The organism is Actinoalloteichus caeruleus DSM 43889 (assembly GCF_000429185.2).
Lineage (GTDB): Bacteria > Actinomycetota > Actinomycetes > Mycobacteriales > Pseudonocardiaceae > Actinoalloteichus_B > Actinoalloteichus_B caeruleus.
The window spans coordinates 1,455,538-1,478,908 of record NZ_AUBJ02000001.1 but is presented as its reverse complement, the minus strand read 5'-3'; the positions used below and the strand labels follow the sequence as shown (position 1 = coordinate 1,478,908).

The window sequence follows — 23,371 nt, the reverse complement described above, 5'->3', positions numbered from 1 at the left end:
TGCCATTCGCCAGCCGGGGTGTGCCCCGACACCAGGACGAGGCGCGACAGCCGGATGCCCCCTCCGGAACCACCGCCGGCTCACTCGCGCAACCGCAACTGGAGCTCCGTGAACAGGCGTTGCCGCGCGTCTCCCAGGTCGAGACCGCTCACCTCCTCCGCCCGCCGAATCCGGTACCGCAGCGTGTTCGGGTGCACGTGCAGCCGCCGCGCCGCCGCCCGGACATCCCCGAACGACTCCAGGTAGGCCACCACCGACCCCACCAACGAGCCGTTGTTCCTCTCGTCGTGCCGGCGCAGCGCCGTCACCCTCGGGTCCCGAATCGCCGGGTGCTCGGCCAGCAGGTCCACCGTCTCGCTGACCAGCACCTCCGCCCGCCAGTCCGCGATCGTCGCCACCCGCGCCGCCGTGTCCCCGGCCATCGCGTCCAACACCCGATCCGCCTGCCGACGCGAGTCCGCGGCACCCCCCAACTCCGGCACCACCGACCCCACCGCGGCCCGCACCACCAATCCGATACCCCGCGACGCCGAGATGATCTCCCGCGCCAACCCCACCACCGCCGCCTCCCCGGAACCGCTCAGCTCCGGGAGCAACGCGTAGGTGCGCGTACCCAACTGGCTGACCAGCGCCCCACGCCGGAACGCGGCGGCATGCATCGAGATCACGTTCCCCAACTGGTCCCGGCGCAACTCCAGCTCGGGCCGGTCCACCACCGCCCCCGGCGACTCCACCCGCGAGGCGAACGCGACCACCGCCGCCGGACGCCGGGAATCCACCCCCAACTGCCCGGCGGCAGCAGACGGGTCCAGGCGCCCGTTCAACAACCCGGCCAGCAGGTTCTCCCGCAGCCGCAACCCGGCCGAGGGCTCGTTGCGGTGCCGCACCAGCTGCAGGGCGGTCACCCGCGCCGCCCCCAACAAGGACCGCTCCGCGTGCTCGGTCAACGGCTCGTCACCCTCCTGCACCCAGATCGCGCCCAACGGCCGCCCACCCGCGTGCACCCCCACCGCGATCCGCCGCCGAATCCCCAGGTCCGGGCGTTCGTCGATCCGCACCACGTCCTCCCCCGACCGCAACCGCTGGTACACGCCCCACTCGCGCAGCATCTCCAGGTACGGCTCCGGCCCCTGGCGCCCCAGGATCGACAACCTCCGCAACTCGTCCACCTCACCGGAGGACCGCGAATAGGCCAACACCCGCGCCGCCGTGTCCTCGATGCTCACGATGCCGCCCGTCAGGTGAGCGACCGTCTGCGCCGTCGAGAACAGGTCACCCAACACCTCGCCCTCGTCGGCGTCCGCGCTGACCCGCGCCCGGCTCACCACCCCGCTCGCCAGGGACTCCACCTGCTCCCACCGGGCAGCCGGGCGCACGGCCAGCAACGCCACCCCCGCGTCGACCGCCGCCGCCCGCAACGCGTCCGACGCCCCCGACGACGTCACCTTCACCGCCACCGCCGCCGCCCCCGTCGCGCCGCCGCCCGCACCGCCGGCAGAGCCGAGGCGTCCCGCGCCCCGATCAACAGGATCAGATCCCCCCGCTGGGTGTCCGGGGCGTCCTCCGGATCCAGGATCACCACCTCACCGATCACCACGTCCAACCCAGCGGGAGCGGCCACCAGCTCCACCAACGGGTCGTCCAAAGCCAGCAGCAGCTGCCGCAGCGACGCCCCCGGCGCCCCGGCGGCGGACACACCCCGCACCGTCACACCCACCCCCTTCGTTCGATCGAACAAACTTCCACCACGAACACTAGCCAGTCGGCCAAGCCTTCCGCGCTGCCCCGGGCCTAAGGTCCGTCACATCGATCCACCCACCGCCGGAAGGAGCCGTCCTGTGGACGCCGTCACCAACGTTCCGACGCCGCAGAACGAACCTGTCCTCTCCTACGCGCCGGGCACCCCCGAGCGCGCGGAGCTGCAGGCGAAGCTGACCGAGCTGGCCGCCGAGCCCCGCGAGCTGACGCTCACCATCGGCGGTGAACAGCGGATGGGCGGTGGCCGGCGGATCGACGTCGTGCAGCCGCACAACCACCGCCACGTGCTCGGCACCCTCGGCAACGCCACCCAGCAGGACGCCACCGACGCCGTCGAGGCCGCCCGCCAGGCCGCCCCCGGCTGGCGCGCCCTCAGCTACGACGACCGCGCCGCCGTGCTGCTGCGCGCCGCCGACCTGCTCAGCGGCCCCTGGCGTTCCACCCTCAACGCCGCCACCATGCTCGGCCAGTCGAAGACCGCCATCCAGGCCGAGATCGACTCCGCCTGCGAGCTCGCCGACTTCTGGCGCTTCAACGTCCAGTACGGCCGGGACATCCTCACCGAGCAGCCCCGCAGCTCCGCCGGCGTGTGGAACCGGATGGACCACCGGCCGCTGGAGGGCTTCGTCTACGCGATCACGCCCTTCAACTTCACCGCCATCGCCGGCAACCTCCCCACCGCCCCCGCCCTGATGGGCAACACGGTCGTGTGGAAGCCCGCGCCCACCCAGAGCTTCGCCGCGCACCTCACCATGCGGTTGCTGGAGGCGGCCGGTCTCCCGCCGGGCGTCATCAACCTCGTCACCGGTGACGGCCTGGACGTCTCCGAGGTGGCCCTCGCCCAGCCCGACCTGGCCGGCATCCACTTCACCGGCTCCACCGCCACCTTCCAGCACCTGTGGGGCGCGGTCGGCGCCAACATCGCCAACTACCGCGGCTACCCGAGGATCGTCGGCGAGACCGGCGGCAAGGACTTCGTCCTCGCCCACCCCTCCGCCGACGTCGACACCCTCCGCACCGCCCTCGTCCGGGGAGCCTTCGAGTTCCAGGGCCAGAAGTGCTCCGCCGCCTCCCGCGCCTACATCCCCCGCTCGCTGTGGACCCGGCTCCGCGACGACCTCGTCGCGGAGGTCGAGGGCCTCACCATGGGTGACGTCACCGACCTGTCCAACTTCATGGGCGCCGTCATCGACGACCGTTCCTTCGCCAAGCTGTCCCGGGTGCTGGACATGGCCCGCACCGACCCGACGCTCGAGGTCATCGCCGGCGGCACCGCCGACGACAGCGAGGGCTACTTCGTGCGGCCGACCGTCCTCGTCGGCACCGACCCCGAGCACGAGGTGTTCCGCGACGAGTACTTCGGGCCGGTGCTCGCCGTGCACGTCTACGACGACGCCGACTTCGAGAAGGTCGTCCGCCAGATGGAGAGCGTGTCCCCCTACGCGCTCACCGGGGCCGTCATCGCCCAGGACCGGTCCGCCATCGCCTACGCCAGCGAGCAGCTGCGCTTCGCCGCCGGCAACTTCTACGTCAACGACAAGCCCACCGGCGCCGTCGTCGGCCAGCAGCCCTTCGGCGGGGCCCGGGCCTCGGGCACCAACGACAAGGCCGGCTCCGTGCTGAACCTGCTGCGCTGGACCAGCCCCCGCTCCCTCAAGGAGACGCTGGTGCCGCCGACGTCGAGCGGCTACCCGCACCAGGGCTGAGCATCACCGCGTGAGGAGAAACCCCATGTTGCGATCCATCCTGCTCGCGGCGGGCCGCTCGCCGCTCGCCAGAACCGTCGTCGAACGGACCCCGGCGACCAGGTACGTGGTCCGGCGCTTCGTCGCCGGCGACACCCTCGACGACGCCATCACCGCCACCACGGCGTTGGCCGACGACGGGTTGCGCATCACCCTCGACCACCTCGGCGAGGACACCACGGACCGGGAGCAGGCGGACGCGACGGTCGACGCCTACGTGCGACTGCTGGACCGGCTGCGGACGGCGAACCTGGCCCAGGCGGCCGAGGTGTCGCTCAAGCTGTCCGCCGTCGGCCAGTTCCTGGGATCGGACGGTCAGCGGATCGCCCTCGACAACGCCCGCCGGGTGTGCGAGGCCGCCGCTGCCGCCGGGACCACGGTCACCCTCGACATGGAGGACCACACCACCACCGACTCCACCCTCGAGGTCCTCCGCGAACTCCGGACGGACTGGCCGTGGGTCGGGGCGGTGCTCCAGGCGTACCTGCGGCGCACCGAGGCCGACTGCCGGGACCTCGCCGGCCCCGGCAGCCGGGTCCGGTTGTGCAAGGGCGCCTACAAGGAGCCGTCCTCGGTGGCGTTCCAGTCGCGGCACGAGGTGGACCGGGCCTACGTGCGGTGCCTCGACGTCCTGATGTCGGGGGAGGGCTACCCGATGGTGGCGACCCACGACCCCAGGCTCGTCGCCATCACAGCGAGGCTGGCCGGGGACAACAACCGGGCGCGGGACAGCTACGAGTACCAGATGCTCTACGGGATCCGTCCCGAGGAACAGCTCAGGCTGGCGGGGGAGGGCAACACCATGCGCGTGTACCTGCCCTACGGCGACGAGTGGTACGGCTACTTCATGCGCAGGCTGGCCGAGCGGCCCGCGAACGTGGGCTTCTTCCTGCGGGCACTCGCCACGAAGAGCTGACCACCCCTGACCTGCGGTGCGTCGCCGTGACCAGCCTGGCGGCGCACCGCAACACCACCCGTGTCCCCGAACGCCCGCGCGGGGACACGGCCCGTCGGCCCGGTCCACCACTCCGGTGGGCCGGGCCGAGGTCCACCCAGGCCCGCCCCGCATGCGCGCCGGGCGGTGCGCCAGGGCCTGCGCGCGCCGGGTGGCCACCAGGTGCGGGGCAGGGGCGACGGTGCGGAGGAGGGGCCCCGGCGCTCACGGGGCGCTGTGCTCGGGAGGTCCATGCCGGGGCGGCGGTAACATCAACCGGTGTCCTTCGGTAGCGGTGTCCCCGCAGCCGTGCGCTCGGTGCAACGGCATCCGATCAGCCGCCTCCCTCGAGCGCGGATCGGAAGCGTCACGCGACACACCGGTGCTCTCCTAAGCGAATCCCGGGCGTGTTGTCCGATATGTCTGTCTCATGGTGGCGTGGTGTCGCCTCTAGACTGGAAACCCGCTGCTCGCGCAGCGTTGCACCGGCCCTCCAGGGCCGGTGAGGATCGCAACTCGCTTGAGCTGTCTACCCGGGACGTCTGGCTGCGGGGTTGCACCGGCCCTCCAGGGCCGGTGAGGATCGCAACGCGCACCGGCCGGGCCGATCTGCGTTCAGGGGTCACGTTGCACCGGCCCTCCAGGGCCGGTGAGGATCGCAACGAGGACCGCCGCGTCCGGGGTGCCGTCCGGGGTGTGCGGTTGCACCGGCCCTCCAGGGCCGGTGAGGATCGCAACCGTCCCGAGCGCACCAAAATTGGGGAGGACGGCGAGGCGTTGCACCGGCCCTCCAGGGCCGGTGAGGATCGCAACGCCGATTTGGGGCCACCCGTATCACATTGGGGCCCCTGTTGCACCGGCCCTCCAGGGCCGGTGAGGATCGCAACGCGATGTGGAGTGGTCGGACTCCGACCGTAACCTCGTGTTGCACCGGCCCTCCAGGGCCGGTGAGGATCGCAACGCGTCGCGTCGTGCGCACGGTCCGCGCCCCTCACCCTGGTTGCACCGGCCCTCCAGGGCCGGTGAGGATCGCAACTTCGACGCCGCCAACACGGCCTGGAGGAACGCCGGGCGTGTTGCACCGGCCCTCCAGGGCCGGTGAGGATCGCAACGCTGACCCCTGCTGCCGCTGCCGGCCTGGAGCTGAGTTGCACCGGCCCTCCAGGGCCGGTGAGGATCGCAACACCCGACCCCGATCACCACGACCGCGCGGACCTGACCGGTTGCACCGGCCCTCCAGGGCCGGTGAGGATCGCAACCCGGGACACCGCCGGCCCGGCGGTGTCCCGGCGCCGGCGTTGCACCGGCCCTCCAGGGCCGGTGAGGATCGCAACGCCAGCTGGTTGGCGTGCTGGCTGGGCCACGCCGCGTTGCACCGGCCCTCCAGGGCCGGTGAGGATCGCAACGCGGATCTCCATGGCCACGGAGGGTAGCGGGCGGGGGGTTGCACCGGCCCTCCAGGGCCGGTGAGGATCGCAACCCCCGCCGTCCCAGCCGCGCCCGCGCGGCGCCGACGGCGGTTGCACCGGCCCTCCAGGGCCGGTGAGGATCGCAACACCCTCGGGAATGCGGTGCAGCACACGGTGGGGGCCGTTGCACCGGCCCTCCAGGGCCGGTGAGGATCGCAACGTGCCCCGATGGCCAGGAAACCGAAGGCGCCTGCCTGGGGTTGCACCGGCCCTCCAGGGCCGGTGAGGATCGCAACCTTGCCAAACTTGACCTCCTCTTTGCTGCGGCCGTCGTTGCACCGGCCCTCCAGGGCCGGTGAGGATCGCAACTCCGCCGGGCGCCAGGAACATGACCCAGCCGATCAGGTTGCACCGGCCCTCCAGGGCCGGTGAGGATCGCAACGTCGACAAGCCAGCGCTGACCCTCGGGCTGGCGGTGGTTGCACCGGCCCTCCAGGGCCGGTGAGGATCGCAACGCCCCCCCTCCGAAGGGGAGGGCGTCAACCAACAGTTGCACCGGCCCTCCAGGGCCGGTGAGGATCGCAACGGCCGCCGCCAGGAGGATCCGGTCGGTGGCGGCGGGTTGCACCGGCCCTCCAGGGCCGGTGAGGATCGCAACACCAAGACCGGCCAGGACCTCTGGCCCCTGAAACCCGTTGCACCGGCCCTCCGGGGCCGGTGAGGATCGCAACGCGGGCCATGCGGCCGGCACGTTTGATGCCGTCGGGGGTTGCACCCGCCCTCCGGGGCCGGTGAGGATCGCAACGAGGCTGACCGGCGCGGGCGGCGCGGTCAGCCCACCGTCGCACCGGCCCTCCGGGGCCGGTGAGGATCGCAACCGCATCCTCGACGACGACCCCGCGTTCATGGCCACGTTGCACCGGCCCTTCGGGGCCGGTGAGGATCGCAACGTGGTGGCTCCGCTGGGGCGAGTACGCCCGGCACTGTTGCACCGGCCCTTCGGGGCCGGTGAGGATCGCAACGAAAGCGTGAAGCTGGCCTCGTCGAGGACGAGGAGTTGCACCGGCCCTCCGGGACCGGTGAGGATCGCAACGTCGACGCGGAGCAGGAGCGCGGCCGGGAAGCCGAGCGTTGCACCGGCCCTGGAGGGCCGGTGAGGATCGCAACAGTGCCTCGCCCGAAGACTCCCGCGAGCTGGCCCGCCAGTTGCACCGGCCCTCCAGGGCCGGTGAGGATCGCAACGAGGTCACGCACTTCGTCATGCGGGGCGACTTCGGCGTTGCACCGGCCCTCCGGGGCGGTGAGGATCTGTAGAACTGAGCATGTCCGTCACGATCATGGAGGCCTAGGGGAGTGCGCTGTTCAGGACGATCTCGCGAAAGGTGTCGTCCTTCAATCGCAGCGCGCGGCGCCGTCCGCCTCGATCTCCTCCACCTCGTCCCCGTAGTTCTGCTCGTCGACCTCGAGGAACGTGTTCAGCTGAAGCAGTACACGGGGGCTGACGGGTCCAGTTGCCCGTACGCGCGGGCGTGGTTGATGCCGATCGAGTTCCGTTCTCCGGTCGCCGGGTCGATTCCGACCGAGGTGAGCTCGTCGTCGAGGAGTTCGCAGGGGTCCAGACCTCCCAGGGTTGCGCTTGCCGAGGAGGAACCAGTTCCGCTGCTCGGTGTGGACGCCCCGCCCGTCGCGGAGGCGTCCGTTTCGGACGTCCCCGACTGGTCGCCGTTGGTGGTGGGGGTGGCGTGACCGGCCGACTCCCGGACGCAGCCGCTGATCGTGACGAGCGCCGCCAGCAGTGGACCTACCAGGACCCGGCCGCAGCGTCTGGAGGCTCCCATGCCGGTTGGTCTCCCTTCTGGTTCGGGACCGCGGCGTTCTCCTCGTCCGTCCCGACCGTCGAGTGCGCGCAGGCCCGTACCGCGGCGGCGACCTCGCGAAGCGACCGCACGTGGAGCACGAGTTTTTTCCTGGCGAGGGGGTGCCGGCGGCCGCAGCGCGGTCCTGCCGTTCCATCGTCCTGGCGGGGCGGACGTCACTCGACCCCAGAGCTACCCGCTCGAGGTCCTCGAAGAGCGTCAGCCTGCGTTCGGCGCGGTCCGCGATGGCATCCAGCTTGGTGGACATGGCCTCGGCGCTGTCCGCATTGGGGGTGACGCGGCCGCGGCCGCGGCGGGGGTGAACGCCGCGATCGTCCCGCCGAGTGCGGGCGGGGGTTGCGTCGAGTTCGCGGGTGAGCCAGGTGCTGCGTCCTGCGATCCCGTCGTGCCGTGCCCACCTCGTGGCTTCATCGATCAGCGCGAGGCTGTGGTCAACGACACGGGGGTTGGTCACTGGTGTGGAGTGCGGGGATGTGCGCACCACCGGAGGAGCACGACTCCTGACAGTGTCGTGTGAGGACGGTGCTGTCGAACCGCGGGTTTCTGGTTGCCGCCGGTCGGCGTCTTCGGGGATGCCGGGGGAGGGCGCCTCGGCCCGGGTGCTGGCGCGCTGACGCGAACGGAGCGCGGACTGGCCAACACCCGGGTGGGGCGGGGAGTCAGTCGTTGACGACGGCGAGGGCGTCGATCTCCACGAGCATCTCCTCGCGGGGCAGGCCGGTGAACACGGTCGTCCGCGCGGGCAGCACGCCACTGGGCACCCGGGCGGTGACGAACTCGCCGTACGCCTCGTTCATGGTGGCGAAGTCGTCGCGGGTGGTGAGGTAGACGCGCAGCATGATGACGTCCTCGAAGCTCGCGCCGCCCGCCGCGAGGATGGCCGCCACGTTCTCCAGGGTGCGGATCGTCTGCGCGTGGACGTCACCATGGAAGACGTACTCGTTGCTGGTCGGGTCGACCGGGCCCTGACCGGACACCTGGAGCAGCGGTCCCTTGCGGACCCCCTGGGAAAAGGTGTGCGCGGGGGCCGGGGCGGCGTCGGTACGGATCGCGGTCTTGCTCTGGGCAGCCATCGAGCTGACCCCTCTCTCAACGGGCCGAGGTGGATCTCGGCGGTGCGGTGCCGCCGTACCCGCAGTCGCGGGAGATCGCGGCGGCGGTGGACAGCAGGTCCGGGAGGAGTTCCAGGACCTGTTCGTAGCTGAGCACGACGGTGGGCACGGACACGGACACCGCGGCGGCCACCCGACCGCTGGCGTCCCGTACGGGCGCGCCGACGCAGTTGATGAACGACTCGTGTTCGGCCTGGTCCACCGCGTATCCCTGGTCGGCGACCCGGTCGAGCTCGGCCAGCAGGGTGGGGGCGTCGGTGATGGTCTGGTCGGTGAACCGGACGAAGTCGATGCCGTCGACGACCCCGCGCCGTTTCGCGGGCGGCATGTCGGCGAGCAGCACCTTGGACACGGCGGCGCAGTTCAGGGGGGCGCGCAGGCCGATCCTCGAGTACATCCGCACCGGGTGGCGGGAGTCGTACTTGTCGACGTAGATGACCTCGCCCGCCTCGTAGACGGCGAGGTGCACGGTCTGCCCGGTGCGCTGGTTCAGCTCTGCGAGGTGGGGGGAGGCGATGTTCCGCACCTCCCGTTGCTCGAGGGCGAGGCTGGACAGCGCGAAGAGCCGGGATCCGAGGTGGTACCGGTGGGCGTCGTCGCGGAAGACGAAGCGTTCGCTCTCCAGGGTCCGCAGCAGCCGCAACACGGTCGTCTTGTGCACGCCCAACCGTTCAGCGAGGTCGTCCAGCGACTGCTCCCGTTCGCCGAGGTCGATCAGAATGCTCAGCGCCCTGGCCAGACTCTGGCTCACGCTCCCACCTCCTGGTCCGGGCGTGGTCGACGCGTTCGTCGCCCGCCTCCTGGTTCCGCCGTCACGACGCTACCGGCGGGGTGTCGACGCCCAGCCGGCTCACCCTGGTCCGCGCCCATTCGTCATCGGTGCGGGCCAGGAGCGCGGTGATGGTCGCGGGGGAGGGGGGAACGCCGTGGTCGCCGGGCACCGCCAACGCGCGGGCGGCGCACAGGTGCCCGAGGCGGAGGCGGTGCGCCACCGGCAGGTCCCGGAGGGTGCCGGCGAGGTAGCCGGCGGCGAAGGCGTCACCCGCTCCCACGGGTTCCACCACCTCGACGTCGAGGGCGGGCACGACGACCTCGGCGCCGGTCCGGTCCACGGCGATCGCGTCGTGCGCGTCGTTCTTCACGACCAGCATGTCGGGGTTCGGGAGGAGTTCGCGGAGGCGGGCGGGGGACGAGCTGCCCAGCACCTCGGCGGCCTCGTCGGCTCCGAGGAGGACGACGTCGGCGAGCGCGCAGAGGCGTCCGAGCACGGCGGGGTCGCGTCCGTGCCAGAGGCCGGGGCGCCAGTTCAGGTCGAAGCTGACGGTGGTGGACGGCCTGGGCCTGGAGAGCAGGTGCCACAGCAGGTCGGTGGCGGAGTCGGAGATCCCGGCGGTGATGCCGGTGACGTGAACCAGGTCGGCCCGGTCCAGCAGGTCGCGCGCCGGCCCGCCGGAGACCAGGTCCGGGGACATCGCGGAGGCCGCTGACGCGGCACGGTAGTAGTGCATGCGGCTGCGTCCGGCGGGGAGGTCCCCGGTTCCGTCGCCGGTCTCCTTGACGTAGAGGCCGGTCGGGCGGAGCGGGTCGATCTCGACGGCGGAAACGTCCACCCCGCGGTCGGCGATGTCCGCCCGCAGGTACCGACCGAATCCGTCGTCGCCCAGGCGGGACACCCAGGAGGTGTCGACGCCGAGTCCGGCGAGCGCACCGGCCACGTTCGACTCGGCGCCGCCGGCATAGCGCCGGAACTCCTCGGCGTGTTCCAGCGGTCCGGTCCGGTGCGGCACCAGCACCACCATCGACTCGCCGACGCACACGGCTCGCGGCGGGCGCTGGGCTGGCAGGGGCATGAACGCTCCTTGGTCGAGGTCGGCGCGGTGCTGCGGCCGGTCGTGCGTGCTACCGCCAGGTGGCGGCGTGTTCCTGGTCCGTCCCGGCCAGTCCGGGTGCCGTGGTCCGCCATTGACCCCGGCGCGGTCGAATGCTACAACCTCCCAATCGAAATACGCAATAAGTGTTGCGTATGACGCAATGCAAGTGGTGGGGTCGTTCCCGGCTCTCGACGGAACCCACGGCGACCGCGCCACCACCCGGCCAACACCCCGACATCGCCGTCACCCGGCCGACCACCGGTGGCTCGCCAGCACAAGGAGCAACACGATGACCGCCAGGGAACCCCGCGTCCCCCCGGGCTCGTCACCACCCGAGGCCCACCCCGCCGTGGAAGCCCTCGCGACTGACCGCGCCCTCGTCGTCGTCCGAGCCAGCACTCTCCCGGACGCCGCCGAGCTCACGGCGGCACTCACCGCCGGCGGCCTGCGCATCGTCGAGTTCACCTTCACCACCCCCGACCTGCCCCGCCACCTCCGCCGCGCCTCGGACACCTCGGCGGAGACCGGGGCCATCGTCGGGGCCGGCACCGTCCGCACCGCGGACCAGGCCAGGGCCGCCGCCGACGCCGGAGCCCGCTTCCTCGTCACCCCGGGCCTCCAGCCCGAGGTCGCCGAGGCGGCCCACGACCTCGGCCTCCCCGTCCTGCTCGGCGCGTTCACCCCCAGCGAGGTGCTCACCGCCCAGGACCTCGGAGCCGCCGCCGTCAAGGTCTTCCCCGCGAACCGGCTCGGCCCCCGCTACGTCCGCGACCTCGCCGGCCCCCTGCCCACCACCCCGCTGGTGCCCTCCGGGGGTGTCACCGCGCGCGACGCCGCCGCGTACCTGGCAGCCGGCGCGTTCGCCGTCGCCGCCGGCACCGACGTCGCCCCCGCCGAGGCCATCGCCGCCGGCGACTGGCCCGCCCTCACCCGCCGCGCCGCCGAGTTCGTCCGGGCGCTCCGCGCTCGACCCGCGACGCCGGACCACCCGACCCCCGAGGCGGTCGCCTGACCGACCCCACCCGACACCGCGCCGTCCCCGACCAGCCAACCCCCGAACCGCCCGCACCACCAACACACCGCCGTGTTCCCGGCGGCGGACCAGGAGGAGCCATGACTGACGTCGTCGACCTCGTGTCGCAGCTGATCCGCATCCCCAGCGTCAACCCGAGGGGACGCGCCGAACCCGCCGAAACACCGCTCGCCGAGTTCGTCGCCGACTGGGCCCGACGGCACGGCATGACCGCCGACCTCCACGAGGTCCTCGACGGCCGGTACAACGTCGTCGTCACCGTCCCCGGCGACAGCGCGGACACGATCCTGCTGGAGACCCACCTCGACACCGTCGAGACCGAGGGCATGACCGTGCCCCCGTTCGAACCCACCATCCGCGACGGCCTCCTCTACGGACGGGGCTCCTGCGACGCCAAGGGGCCCCTCGCGGTGTTCCTCACCGCCATGGCAGAACTCGCCGCCGGCGGCCCCCGACCCCACACCGTCACCCTCGCCGGCGTCGTCGACGAGGAACACATCTACCGGGGCGTCCTCGCACTGCGAGACCAGGGCATCAACCCGGTCGGCGCCGTCATCGGCGAACCCACCTCGCTGCGCATGGTCACCGCCCACAAGGGCTGCATGCGCTGCCGGATCACCGCTCGCGGGCCCGGCGGCCACAGTTCCGAACCGTGGGGCAAGACCAACCCGATCACCACCGCCGCCCGCATCGTGGACTACCTCGCCGACGAGTACGCCCCGGCCCTCGACGCCAAGGCCCGTCCCCTGGTGGGACCGCCCTCCCTCGCCGTCACCATGATCGACGGCGGTTCCGGCCCCAACGTCCTGCCCGAGAGCACCACCCTGACCATCGACCGCCGCACCGTCGCCGGCGAGGACCCCCACCAGGTGTGGGGAGAACTCCGCGACGAACTCCTCCGCCGCTGGCCCGAGGGCGTCGACGTCGCCGAACCCCACATCGTCGACTACGCCCTGGAAACAGACCCCGAGGACCCGTTCGTCCGCTCCGTCGCGTCCGTGCTGGCCGGGGCAGGGCACAACCCGGAGGCCAAGGGCGTGGGACACGGCACCGACGCGTCCAAGATCGCCCTCGACGGCGTGCCCTGCGTCGTCTTCGGCCCCGGCGCGATCGCCCAGGCGCACACGCCGGCGGAGTTCGTGCCCTTGGACGAACTCCACGCTGCCCGCAAGGTGGTGGGAGAGCTGCTCCGCAGCCCGGTCCTCGACACAAAGGGAGCGCAGGCACGATGACGGACAACACCGGAACCACCCGCACCCCCACCGACCCCGCACGCCCGGACCCCGGGTTCATCGACGACGGCGCGATCGGCTGGCGGTTCAAGGGGCTGCCCCCGGCGGCCGCGCACCAGACCCTCGCCCAACTGGGTGACTCCGGACGCCGGATCTTCGACGGGGACTTCGGCTTCCCCCTGCTCGTGCTGCGGGACTCCGCGCTGCGCCACAACGCGGAACTGATGGCCCTCTTCGCCGCCGACCGGGGCATGTCGCTGGCGCCCCACCTGAAGACGTCCGCCTCCCCGCAGGTGGCCGACTACGCGCTCCGCGCCGGAGCGTGGGGCGTCACCGTGGCCAACCCGTTCCAGGCCCGGGTGTTCATGGCCGCCGGTCACGACCGCATCCTGCTGGCCAACCAGCTCGTCGACCGGGCCTTCGCCGTCGAGGCGGCCCAGTGGCTCGGGGAGGACCCGGAACGGCGCTTCTCCTGCTACGTGGACTCCCCGGCCGGCGTCGCCGTGCTGGCCGACGCCCTCGCCGACCAGGACCCCAACCGCCCCCTGCCCGTTCTCGTGGAGGTCGGCCACGAAGGCGGACGCGGCGGCTGCCGGGACACCGCCGCCCTGGCCGCCACGATCGACGCCGTGCGCGCCAACCCCACGCTCGCCCTGGCCGGCGTATCCGGGTACGAGGGGTCGGTCAGCCACTCGCGGGGCAGCGAAGGCCTGCGCGCCGTGCGCGACTACCTCAGCTGGGTGCGGGCCGCCATGGACACCGTCCTCGCGCACCGCGACCCCCGGCTCCCCGAATACGTGGTCTCCGCTGGCGGCAGCCTCTACTTCGACCTGGTCGGCGAGGAACTCGCCACCGGGTGGCCCGCCGACGTCCCCGTCCGCGTGATCGCCCGGCCCGGTGCCTACCTCACCCACGACCAGGGCCTCTACCACGCACTGTCCCCACTCGACGGCTCGGGCTCCGACCCGGCCGAGGTGGCCAGGCTCGCCCCCGCCATCGAGGTGTGGGCACCGGTGCTCACCAGGCCCACCCCCGACCAGGTCATCCTCGGAGCCGGCCGACGGGAGCTGAACTACGACGAAGGGCTCCCACTCCCCATCGAGGCCAGGGACCACCGGGGCGGGTCACCCCGCCCCACCACGGGATGGCAGGTCACCGCGCTCAACGACCAGCACGCCTTCCTCACCGTCCCACCGGACGCCGACCTCGGGCCCTCCGACCTGGTGCGCCTGGGCATCTCCCATCCGTGCACCGCCCACGACCGCTGGCTCTCCGCGGTCATCGCCGCCGACGACGACACCGTCGTCTCGGTGGCCCGCTGCTACTTCTGACCAGCAGCGCTCGTCCACGCCGCCCGGCCCGTGTCACACGAACCCCGCGGCCCGCGCCACCCAGAAGGACAACCGCCATGACCGCCCCCACCTCCACCGAGGCCTCCACCGAGAAGAGATCACGAACCCGGTTCGCGATCCTCGCCTCGAACTTCATGATCCTGATGCTCAACTACGCGGACCGGGCCGTCATCGGCGTGGCCGCCCCGCTGATCATCACCGAGTTCGGCTTCTCCAACGCCGCGTTCGGCTGGATCCTGGCCGCCTTCGCCTTCACCTACTCGCCGTTCGGCTTCATCGGCGGGTGGCTGGCCGACAAGTTCGGCCCGGCCAAGGTGATGGGGTGGGCAGCCATCGCCTGGTCGGTGTTCACCGCGCTGACCGCGGCCGGCGTCGGCTTCGTCAGCCTCCTCATCATCCGGTTGCTGTTCGGAGCCGGTGAAGGGCCCCAGGCCACGGTCACCGCGAAGGTCATGCACAACTGGTTCCCGAAGAAGGAACTGGGCACGGCGGTCGGCATCGCCAACGCCGCCACCCCGTTGGGTGGGGCGATCGGCACCCCGGTCGTCGTGGCGATCATGGACGCCACCCAGGGCAACTGGCGGCTGCCCTTCATCATCTTCGGTGTCCTGGGTGTCCTCTTCGCCATCGGCTGGTTCGTCGTCGTCCGCGACACCCCCGAGCAGCATCCCTGGGTGTCGAAGGGCGAACTGGCGCACATCCGCCAGGACGCCGCCCCGGCCGCCGAGGACGACGCCGACGCCGACGCGAACGCGGAACCGTGGTGGCGCTACCTGACGCTGCCGGCGGTGTGGACGACGGCGGTGGCGTTCTTCGGGTACGCCTGGATCCTGTGGACGTTCCTCAACTGGTTCCCCACGTACCTGGTGAACGAGCGGGGCATCGACCTCAGCGATCTCGCCGTCACCGGCGCCATCCCCTGGGTGGGCGGGTGCATCGGCCTGGCGCTGGGGGGCGCGTTCACCGACTGGTTGGTGCGGCGCACCGGCAAGTCGGTGGCCCCCCGGCGTTGGACCGTCGTGATCTGCCTGGCCGCCACCGGCCTGCTGTTCGGCTCGATCGGCACGGTCAGCGGCACGGGCAGCGCGGTCGCGCTGATGACGGTCGTGGTGTTCCTGCTGTACTTCACCGGCGCCCAGTACTGGCTCATCGTGGGTGAGGCGGTGCCCGGCTCGCGGTACGGCTCGGTGTCGGGCGCCATGCAGATGTTCGCCACGACCGCGTCGATCATCGCGCCGATGATCACCGGGTACCTGGTGGACTCGTCCCTCGGCTGGACGGGCACCTTCACGGTCGCCGCCGTGGTGGCCCTGACCGGTGCGCTGCTGCTGGCGTTCTTCGGCCGGGTCCGCACCCCGGACACCCGCCAGGCTGGCCAGCCGGCGAGCTGAGCTGAGCGAGTGGAGGAGCGGTGGGGCCGACGCCCAGCAGGGTGTCGGCCGCACCATTCGGTCGTTGAGCCCAACGTCCCTGATTCCCGGTTCCCGCCACGGTGAACGCCCTCGGTGCGGAGTACCACAGTGTCGTGACGCTGCGAGGTGACCGTTCGCGCGCCGTGGGCAGCCTCCGCCTGTGAACTCAACCAGGCCGGAGCATCCTGTGGACCCAGCCAGGCCGGAGCACTCGGCGGAGCGGTATGTCCCTGGGTGCTCCGGCTGGCGTGGCGTACCGGGCTCACTCCGTGATGGTGTCCAGGTGGGGGATTCCGGCGGCGCGTTGGGCCGCTACCTGCGCGGCCACCTCGGCGGGGCTGAGGATCTCGTCCTTCGCGTGGTACACCCAGTCGACCTCCTGCTCGTAGGTCCGGCTCGCCGAACTCCCCACGAAGCCCTCCGGGATGAACCATTGGTTGAAGTCGATGCTCATCCGGCTGGCCGGGTAGTTCGGGCCGCCGTGCTCGGCGACGAGCTGACCGTCCAGGTAGTAGCGGATCGTCCGGGTACCGCCGTCGGCCTGCACCACGAGGTCGTGCCAGCCCTCCAGCGATCCTGGGCGGACGGTCGACTCGTTGCGCGCGTCCCACGGATCGGGCCGGTAGGTGTCCCAGCTGGTCAGGAACAGCGCCGAGGACGGCTGCCCCCAGCCGCCGTTGGGCAGGTACTCGAAGTCCAGTTCCCCGTACTCCGGGTCGTAGTCCCAGCGCAGGGGAGTGATGGTGTAGAAGGTCTGGAGGACCTGGTCGCCGTCGGGGCCGCTCACCGGGGTGTCGGTGAACCGCACCCTGGCCGCGTAGGTGCCGTGGTGGAAACGGCGTTGGGTGTTGATCTGCGCCTGGGAGGTGCCGGCCACCGTGCCGTCGGTCGTCGCCTCCAGCCGCAACACCGCCCCCGCCCCCTCCGACCGGAAGCTGATGTTGGCGGCCGACCAGGTGTCACCGCCGATACCGGGACCTCCCGGGTAGTTCCGCACGCTCCAGCCGCGTTCCCGCAGGCGCGGGTCGGTGTGGCTTGTGTAGTCGAAGTCGTCGAAGAGCACCTGGGTGGGGGCCTCAGCTGCTTCCGCCCCGGCTGTCGCGGTGCCGCCGAGAGCGGGGAGGAGGCCCACGGGCAGGGCGACCGCGCCGGCGAGAGCGACCAGTGCGGGGAGGTGACGACGGCGGGCTGACCGTCCTGTTCCAAGGGGCATTCCACGCTCCTGTCTTCCACGCGACCGCTTCGACCTGCGGGGTGGCTACCGCCGACGGCGTCCGACCCCGTACGAGGCCCCATGCCGCTCGGCAGGTCGTTCCGTCGTCGGCCGCTGACCAACCGGCACCTGGTGGGTGCGGGCGGACTACTGGTACCGCATCGACGGCCGTGACCGGGGACACCGGGGTGGGGGAGCGAGCGTCTGGCCGGCCGGCGGTACGGGCGCGGTGCCGCCTGTGTGAAGGACGCTTCGTCCTGCTCACCGGCAGGTCGAGGGTCTGCGCGACCCAGGACGGGCAGTGTCGACAGTCGACGAGGTGCCTCGCGAGCTGTCCAGGAGGCTGTCCGCCGCGCTACGGCGAACGGCGCAGGCGAGGACGAGCCCCGTTGATGGCGGTTCCCGCCGGGGCGGGTCGGCGGGGAGGTGGGTTCGTACTGCCGCCGTCGGACGCGATGCGGTGACGGCCCTGCCCCGTTCGACCGCGAGGGGATCAGGGAGCTGATCCGGGGCAGGCCGATCACCGTCGTGATGGTGGATCAGCCGCCGTGTCCGACGGTACGTGGGCGACGGTCACGACGGGGTGCCCGTACGCCGCGAGCAGGGCCGGTCCGGGAGTGACCGGCGTGCTGTCGCCGTTCGGCGGAGGCGCGGCGGCCCTCTGGCGTGCGGTCCCCGCCGCAGGACGCGCCAGCGGGGTGGTTCGGCGTTGGTGGCGCCGAGAACTCCTCGCTCGTCCCCTCCGGTTAGCGGTCCGGGTGCGGCACTTCCGTGCTGTGCGGAACGCACCTCGATCCGCTCGGCGCGCGGGAGCTCGTGTGGCGCGGGGCGCGGTGGGGGTCCGGGCGCGTCCGCTGGCGACGAAGCGCGCCGCCAACAGGCCCCGGCAACGCGGAGCTTCACCGCTCGCCCAGGGCCGGTCGCCAGCCCGCGTGAAGGAAACTCGTCGGTAGAGCGGTGGGCCGGGAGTGCGCCGTCCCGCCACCCGGGACGGCTTCCCATGCCCCGCCGTCCCCGGGGCCTCCCGGATCTCGACGTCCGCTCCCTCCCAGGCTGGGGATTCCGGGGCAGCTCCTGGAACCCGGGCGGCGCACGGGCCAGTCCGGCGGCGTTGGCCACGCCACCCGCCGCTCAGCCCGTCGAACCAGCTGGTTCCCGCACCCGGACGACCTGGCTGAGCAGGGCGAGCACCGGCAGTTCCAGCAGCGGCCCCACCACCAGCGCCACGGCGATCAACGGGCGGTCCGGGAACGCGGCAACCGCCACGGCCAACGCGATCGGCGAGTTGCGGGCCGTGGTGGTCATCGTCAACGTCACCCGTTGGTCGGCGGGCAGGCGCAGCGCACGTCCGGTCCCCACGGCCAGCAGCGGCGTGACGACGAAGAAGACCAGCAGGGGGATCAGCAGGGCGAGCAGCGCGGACCCGTGTTCGACGACGGTGCGCACCTGCCAGGCGAACATCGCGAACACGGCCACGCAGAGCAGGGGCAGCACCAACGCTCCCGCCGGGCCGTCCAGCACGCGGTCGCGCCACGCCGGTCCGCGCCACCGGCCGGTGCCCCAGCGGAGCCCCAGGCCCAACGCGAGCGGGACGACCAGGACGACGAGGACGGCCTCGACCAGGGTCCCCGCGTCCACCATGGCGGCCGGCCCGCCCAGCAGCACCACGTACACGGGGAGCAGTACCAGTTGGAGCACGAGGTTCACCGGCAGCAGCGCGGCGGCGAGACCCAGGTGACCCCGGGCCAGTGAGGTGAAGACCAGGTACCAGTCGGTGCAGGGGGTGACGAGCAGCAGCAACAGGCCTATCCGCAGGTCCGGCGCGTCTCCCAGCAGCCCCGACCCCAGAGCCCACGCCAGCAGCGGTGTCCAGACGAAGTTGAGGACCAGGCTGGTCGTGACGACCGCCCCAGCCCGGCGGACCGCCCCGACCTGGGCGGCGTCGAGTCGCGCGAAGACGCAGACGAGCATCAGCAGTAGCGCCGGCAGCACCAGGTGCTCCAGCACCGCGCCCACGGGCCAGGCCACGCCCACCGCGAGGCCACCGCCGGCGGCCGCCGCCACCAGGACGCTCTGCAGGCGCTCCCAGCGGGACATCAGGAACACCCGCCCGTTCGCTCCGGCCCGCCGGTGGGTCCAGCGGCGGGTCCGGCGGGCGACACGTCCGCCGCGTCGACCCCGCGCGGCTGGAGGAGCGGGGCACGGCGGTGCGGTGAGTGGCGGTGCGGGGAGTGGCGGTGCGGCCGACCGGCTGCCGCACCGCTCGTCGTGGGCCTGTCCGGGGAGGCGTGCCGGTGGCCGGGAGCGGCCGCGCTCGACGGCGACATCGGTGTGGTGGGCACGCGTCGCGGCACCCCGGCCCGGGCGGAGTCGCGCCGGGTGCGGGTCCCGCCTCCGGAGGTGGTGGCGGGCCACCAGAGCGGCACGTGGGATCGGGAGGCGGCGGCCGGGTGAGCTGCGACGACGCGGCCCTGGCGACAGGACGAGGACACCCGTTCACGCTAGTGAGCGGCGGGCTTCACCCTCGTCGCGGGGACGAGGTCGCGAGATCCAGCTCACCCCTTCGGGTGATAAGATCCGCCGACTCGCCTCGCATGGTCAGTGTGGAACCGTGACGCCCTCACGGACGCGAAACATCGACGTCCCGTGTCGTGAGGGAAACCCCTGGATCGCTCACAGGCGAGGGTACCGCCCCCGGTGGCGCGATGGTGATCACCGAGACTGGCCCGCGAGGAGTGGCGACCCACTGACCTGGGAGACGGACCCGGCACCGGTGAGCGGAAAGACCGAGAATCGAGACGCGCCCTGATGCAGCCGCCGCACGACGAGCGGGCCGGCACACGGCCCGAACCCGACGGTGACTTCCTCCTCCAAGCACGCGGACCGAACGTGCTGATCCGGATGGCAGGAGACCGGGACGAGGAGGAACAGCGGTTCCTGCGGGAGCTGCCCGCCGTCACCGACAACACCATCGTGGTCGTGGCCCCGTCCGTCCTCCGGACGGGGAACCTGTGGCCGCTGCTGTGGGAGGCCTGCCGGTTCGGCCTCCCGGAGTCGCGGGGGCCCGGCCACCAGCTGTGGCTCGCCGTCCCCGAACTGGGGGACGTCGAGGGGCCTCACGCCCGCTGGGCCGCCGAGCTCAGCTCCGCGTTCCGGGTGGACATCGTCGCACCCGAGGCCGATGTGGAGTGGGTCGCTGGTGGACACCTCTACGCGGGAGGCGCCGCCGGCGAGTCGGGTTGGCGGTTCTTCCGTGGCCGTCAGCCCACGTTCCGGTTCGCGGTGCGGTGGCGCCGCCCCTACTGGGAGGCGCTCGTCCCGCCGGGCCCGACCACCACCGACGAACTCCAGGCTGACCCGATCCCCGCTGGCCTCTACGTCCGGTCCCGCTCCGGGCAGCCGCTGCCCGAACACGCGGGCCGGCAGGTCCGCCTGTCGGACGCCGCGCCCCGGGTGGTGCTGGACCTGGCTGGTGGCCTGCCCAGCCCGGAGGAGACGGCCGTCCTGGTCGACCGGCTGCCCCCGGGGTTGCGGCGGTACCTGACCGTCGTGCCCGTCAACGGTGTCCGGCCGCTGTCCGACTGGGCGAGTCGCCTCGCCGCGCTGCTCGACCACGACGTGGTGCTGCCCAGCGTCTCCCTGATCCGTGGCCGCGACGGCGGCTGGCGCCCAGCCGCCCTGCCCGACCTCGCGGATCTCGACGCCCACGACCAGCTGAGCCTGCGCTGCCACCCCCCGCTTGGCAGGCCGCGAGTGGTGGAACGGCTGGCGGTGTCGGATCTCCTCGTCGATCCCGAGGTGGAGGTTCCGGCGGAGACGGACTGCCCGGGTGCCAACGAGCAGACCGTCGTGCTGCCCGTGGTGGGCGCGCCCGCCGCCCCTCGGTTCGCGCCGGGGGAGACAGCGCCCGTCCTGGGTGGGGCCGCCTCGGATGGCGGGGCCGCCGGGGACGCCGAGTGGGCGGACGGGGAGTCCGACCAGGAGGACGCGGCGGGCGCTGCCGGGGCGTCGGGACCGGGCACCCCCGCCGGCGAACCGCACCCGGACGACGAGGCGTCGCCGGCACGAGCTGCGGTCGCGGAGGAGGAAGGGGTGACACCGCGCCCCGCCGTCGTCCCCTCCGGGGACGACGAGGCGAACCTCCCGCGAGGAACCACGTCCCCGGAGCTGGGGGCGGCTCCGCCGCCAGAGGCCGAGGAGGCTGACGGCGGGATGCCCGGCGCCGAGGGCGGAGCCTCCGGCAGCGGGCAGCCACCTCGCGCCGAGGAATCCGCCGGACGGGAGGAGAGTCCCCATCCCGGCGCCGCCCCCCTCGGCCGGGAGGAGTCCCGCGACGACTCGGCCCCAACCGGGGCGGCCACCTCCGAGGCGGCCTGGACGGCGCCGGAGGACGGGCGGGCAGGAGGTGGCGACCCGGTCCCGTCCGAGGAGCGAGCCGCCACGGACACCGCACCGGCGGAGCCCCCGTCCGAGCAGGACGGTCCCGGCGACGTCCCGCCGCGACCGTCCCCCACCGAACCCACCTGGTCCGCCGAGCCGACGCCGGCGACCGACGGGGCAGCGGCCGACGCCGGCGTCGGGGTCGATGACGAGCACCCCGGCCACCGGCCGACCTCGGCCCCCCTGTGGTGGGTGCGGCATGACCCGGAGCATCCCGCCCGCAACGACCGACCGGTGGCGCCGGCCGCGACGATGGCTCCGCCGCCCGGCACCGACCACGTGTCGAACGGTGCACCACGGCCAGGTGGGATCGCGAACCGGCCGGTGACGGAGTCGCGCGACGGCGCGACCCGGCCCGGTGATCCCGAGGTCGACCCCCGAGAACCGGTCACCGGGCACACCGCTCCCGCCACCGACGAGGTCGACGCCGCCACCGAGCCGGCCACGGACCGGCGCCTCCGACACGGGGGAACACCGACGCCCACCGGGACCCGGGATGAGCCGTCCACCTCGGACGTCGAGGCTGGCCCGGTGCGGGTGGACGCGCGGCCCGCCGCCCCCGGCCACGAAGGCACTTCCCCGGCCCGCCCCTCCGAGGGGCGGTCGACCCCCGAGGGGGCCGACGACCCCTCGACGCCTCCCGCCGCCGGACCGGCGGACACCCCGCCAGCGCGAGCCGACGAGGCCCCGGCCGGCGACGCGGACCAGGACCGCGCCCTGACCCGGGAGCCGGCGGCGGGCGAACCGGACCGCGGCGCCCACCCCGGCACGGAGGCGACCACCGCCGCCCGTGACCGGGTTCCCGGCACTCACCGCGCCGGGGACGGCCCGGACGGAGGCGAGCCGCGCGACCGGCGGCAGGCGGATGGCGACCGCTCGGTGGGCCCCGCCGCCGACCTCCCCGCGCTTCCGCCCACCGAACCCCGGCCGGTGGATCATTCGACCGTCGACGCGGCGGCTTCCCCCACCCCTTCCCCCACCCCTTCCTCCGATTCCGACTCTCACCTCGACCGCGCGACCTGGGCCACGGACCGCGAGGCGGAGGTGTCGCCGGAATCCCCCGGCCCCGTCGCCGGCGGGGGCTCCGAGGCCGCCGCGACCCCCGACGGCGGGGCGCGGGAGGACGGCGGTGAGGCGGAGCCACGCGCGGTCGACCAGCCGGGGACGCGGCCCGCCGACATCGACGAGCACCCCCGGCCCGAGGTGGCGGGCGACGTCACGGGTGCGACCGACGAGACCGCGATCCCGCCCGAAGCCCCGTCCCCCGGGCACCTCGACGCCCACGGTGGCCCTCGGGAGGACCACCAGGACCCGGGGGCGGCGCCGGTCGCCGGTGCGCCACCGGCTCCACCCGCCGACGGGGGCATCGCCCACCCGACCGCCGTTCAGGAGGACCAGCCCCCGGTGCCCGAGGCGGACGCTGGCGGCGCCGACGCGCCACCCGCCCCGGTGGAGGCGGCCCGCCCGTCGAACCCGCCGTCGTCCCCCTCGTCCCCGTTCGGCCGGCCACGGTCGCGGAACCGAAGCCAGCCGACCTCACGACCCCGCCGGCCGGCCGGCACCGGCCGGCGGACCCACCGCCGGAGGCGCGGGACGTCCCACCGCCCCCTGCGGAACCTCCGGCGGCGGCTCCCCGCGAGCCGGCCCCCACCCCACCCCACCGCCCGGCCCGACGACGTCCTCGACCCCGGGCCGATGGGACCTCACCTTCTACGCCGAGGAGCCACCGCCCAGCGAGACCAGCCCCGCCACGGAACAGCCCTCGACCGTCGAGCAAACCCCGACCGTCGACGCGACCGAGGGCCCTGTTGGCGAACCAGCGGCTCCGGGGGCCGAATCCGAGGACCCTGCCACCGAACCGGCCGGAACGGAGGGCGCGCCGTCCACCGAGGACACCGACGACCCGGAGCCCGCGCCAGGGGATGAGGGGGACCGTTCGGGGTCCGAGGAGGACACCGGTGAGGAGGACCCCAACGGGGAGGC

General features: G+C 73.1%; 13 protein-coding genes, 1 pseudogene and 1 CRISPR repeat array. Of the genes and pseudogenes, 7 read left to right on the top strand and 7 right to left on the bottom strand.

All coding sequences use genetic code 11. The annotated features are described in order from the left end of the window. Positions 1 to 80: 80 nt before the first annotated feature. Positions 81 to 1,711, bottom strand: a pseudogene (locus tag G443_RS04960) (PucR family transcriptional regulator). A 127-nt stretch (positions 1,712 to 1,838) separates the two neighbouring features. Here G443_RS04960 and pruA point away from each other — a divergent pair. Together pruA and G443_RS04950 are read left to right on the top strand one after the other, a co-directional pair. Continuing rightward, positions 1,839 to 3,464: an L-glutamate gamma-semialdehyde dehydrogenase gene (gene pruA / locus G443_RS04955; RefSeq protein WP_026420290.1), complete on the top strand. Its 1,626-nt coding sequence runs from the start codon at positions 1,839 to 1,841 to the stop codon at positions 3,462 to 3,464. A 25-nt stretch (positions 3,465 to 3,489) separates the two neighbouring features. After that, on the top strand, positions 3,490 to 4,419 hold the full coding sequence (locus tag G443_RS04950; protein ID WP_026420291.1) for a proline dehydrogenase family protein: 930 nt from the start codon (positions 3,490 to 3,492) through the stop codon (positions 4,417 to 4,419). Between the two features lie 497 nt (positions 4,420 to 4,916). Next, positions 4,917 to 7,088: direct repeats of the CRISPR family, unit length 37 nt; unit sequence GTTGCACCGGCCCTCCAGGGCCGGTGAGGATCGCAAC. Positions 7,089 to 7,321: 233 nt separating this feature from the next. Here G443_RS04950 and G443_RS04945 read toward each other — a convergent pair. From G443_RS04945 to G443_RS04930, 4 genes are all read right to left on the bottom strand, one after another. Beyond that, positions 7,322 to 7,684 carry a hypothetical protein gene (locus G443_RS04945; RefSeq protein ID WP_026420292.1) on the bottom strand — a complete coding sequence of 121 codons (363 nt, stop codon included), beginning with the start codon at positions 7,682 to 7,684 and terminating at the stop codon, positions 7,322 to 7,324. A gap of 698 nt (positions 7,685 to 8,382) precedes the next feature. Continuing rightward, positions 8,383 to 8,796 (bottom strand): RidA family protein, encoded by a 414-nt coding sequence (locus G443_RS04940; RefSeq protein ID WP_026420293.1) that lies wholly within the window; start codon positions 8,794 to 8,796, stop codon positions 8,383 to 8,385. Positions 8,797 to 8,812: 16 nt separating this feature from the next. After that, the gene (locus G443_RS04935; protein ID WP_035292905.1) at positions 8,813 to 9,586 is read right to left on the bottom strand and encodes an IclR family transcriptional regulator; all 774 of its coding nucleotides are present in this window, start codon (positions 9,584 to 9,586) and stop codon (positions 8,813 to 8,815) included. A gap of 61 nt (positions 9,587 to 9,647) precedes the next feature. Continuing rightward, entirely contained in the window at positions 9,648 to 10,685 is a 1,038-nt protein-coding gene (locus G443_RS04930) for a sugar kinase (RefSeq protein ID WP_026420294.1), read from the bottom strand. A 310-nt stretch (positions 10,686 to 10,995) separates the two neighbouring features. Between G443_RS04930 and G443_RS04925 the strand changes: the two genes are divergently transcribed. The 4 genes from G443_RS04925 to G443_RS04910 all read left to right on the top strand — a co-directional run bounded on the left by G443_RS04925 (position 10,996) and on the right by G443_RS04910 (position 15,714). Further along, a complete protein-coding gene (locus tag G443_RS04925) occupies positions 10,996 to 11,718 on the top strand; it encodes a bifunctional 4-hydroxy-2-oxoglutarate aldolase/2-dehydro-3-deoxy-phosphogluconate aldolase (RefSeq protein WP_051314303.1) in 723 nt (240 codons plus the stop codon). A 101-nt stretch (positions 11,719 to 11,819) separates the two neighbouring features. Beyond that, positions 11,820 to 12,971 carry a M20 family metallopeptidase gene (locus G443_RS04920; RefSeq protein WP_051314304.1) on the top strand — a complete coding sequence of 384 codons (1,152 nt, stop codon included), beginning with the start codon at positions 11,820 to 11,822 and terminating at the stop codon, positions 12,969 to 12,971. Further along, positions 12,968 to 14,302, top strand: a complete 1,335-nt coding sequence (locus tag G443_RS04915) for an alanine racemase (RefSeq protein WP_051314305.1) — start codon at positions 12,968 to 12,970, stop codon at positions 14,300 to 14,302. Before G443_RS04920 ends, G443_RS04915 begins: the two co-directional genes overlap by 4 nt. A 77-nt stretch (positions 14,303 to 14,379) precedes the next feature. After that, positions 14,380 to 15,714: an MFS transporter gene (locus tag G443_RS04910; RefSeq protein WP_081715668.1), complete on the top strand. Its 1,335-nt coding sequence runs from the start codon at positions 14,380 to 14,382 to the stop codon at positions 15,712 to 15,714. A 283-nt stretch (positions 15,715 to 15,997) separates the two neighbouring features. Here the strand turns inward: G443_RS04910 and G443_RS04905 are convergent, their stop codons facing one another. After that, positions 15,998 to 16,948, bottom strand: coding sequence for a glycoside hydrolase family 16 protein (locus G443_RS04905; RefSeq protein ID WP_026420296.1), 951 nt, complete (start codon positions 16,946 to 16,948; stop codon positions 15,998 to 16,000). A 1,131-nt stretch (positions 16,949 to 18,079) separates the two neighbouring features. Beyond that, positions 18,080 to 19,045 (bottom strand): arsenic resistance protein, encoded by a 966-nt coding sequence (locus G443_RS04900; protein ID WP_026420297.1) that lies wholly within the window; start codon positions 19,043 to 19,045, stop codon positions 18,080 to 18,082. 804 nt (positions 19,046 to 19,849) lie between these two features. Between G443_RS04900 and G443_RS04895 the strand changes: the two genes are divergently transcribed. Further along, positions 19,850 to 23,314, top strand: a complete 3,465-nt coding sequence (locus G443_RS04895; RefSeq protein WP_253860143.1) for a hypothetical protein — start codon at positions 19,850 to 19,852, stop codon at positions 23,312 to 23,314. The last annotated feature ends 57 nt before the right edge of the window (positions 23,315 to 23,371 follow it).

Bases quoted from the DNA above. Each gene is read 5' to 3' on its own strand.
- G443_RS04950 (WP_026420291.1), top strand. From the start codon at position 3,490: ATGTTGCGATCCATCCTGCTCGCGGCGGGCCGCTCGCCGCTCGCCAGA.
- G443_RS04945 (WP_026420292.1), bottom strand. From the start codon at position 7,684: ATGGGAGCCTCCAGACGCTGCGGCCGGGTCCTGGTAGGTCCACTGCTG.
- G443_RS04940 (WP_026420293.1), bottom strand. From the start codon at position 8,796: ATGGCTGCCCAGAGCAAGACCGCGATCCGTACCGACGCCGCCCCGGCC.
- G443_RS04930 (WP_026420294.1), bottom strand. From the start codon at position 10,685: ATGCCCCTGCCAGCCCAGCGCCCGCCGCGAGCCGTGTGCGTCGGCGAG.
- G443_RS04925 (WP_051314303.1), top strand. From the start codon at position 10,996: ATGACCGCCAGGGAACCCCGCGTCCCCCCGGGCTCGTCACCACCCGAG.
- G443_RS04920 (WP_051314304.1), top strand. From the start codon at position 11,820: ATGACTGACGTCGTCGACCTCGTGTCGCAGCTGATCCGCATCCCCAGC.
- G443_RS04915 (WP_051314305.1), top strand. From the start codon at position 12,968: ATGACGGACAACACCGGAACCACCCGCACCCCCACCGACCCCGCACGC.
- G443_RS04910 (WP_081715668.1), top strand. From the start codon at position 14,380: ATGACCGCCCCCACCTCCACCGAGGCCTCCACCGAGAAGAGATCACGA.
- G443_RS04905 (WP_026420296.1), bottom strand. From the start codon at position 16,948: ATGCCCCTTGGAACAGGACGGTCAGCCCGCCGTCGTCACCTCCCCGCA.
- G443_RS04900 (WP_026420297.1), bottom strand. From the start codon at position 19,045: ATGTCCCGCTGGGAGCGCCTGCAGAGCGTCCTGGTGGCGGCGGCCGCC.
- G443_RS04895 (WP_253860143.1), top strand. From the start codon at position 19,850: ATGGCAGGAGACCGGGACGAGGAGGAACAGCGGTTCCTGCGGGAGCTG.